A 282-nucleotide genomic window follows, 5' to 3' on the forward strand; every position below is an offset into this window, starting at 1 on the left:
GGAGATAAAGGAACACTTGATGCAGGTTCAGGACCAAATTATACATATCTATGGAGTACGGGGGCAACCACTCAAACGATAACTACTAATATTCCGGGATGTAGTTCTGTGGACCCTGCGAAAGTTAAGATTGAAGTTGTTCCGGCAATTGTTTCTACTTTAAAAGATGTATTTGTGTGTGCAGGAGATAAAGGAACACTTGATGCAGGTTCAGGACCAAATTATACATATCTATGGAGTACGGGGGCAACCACTCAAACGATAACTACTAATATTCCGGGA

General features: G+C 41.1%; 1 pseudogene. It reads left to right on the forward strand.

The window, feature by feature from the left end:
* Positions 1–282, forward strand: a pseudogene (locus BOQ64_RS22765) (gliding motility-associated C-terminal domain-containing protein); the annotation flags it as partial.

It is taken from the genome of Chryseobacterium sp. CH25 (assembly GCF_004119455.1).
Classification (GTDB): Bacteria; Bacteroidota; Bacteroidia; order Flavobacteriales; family Weeksellaceae; genus Chryseobacterium.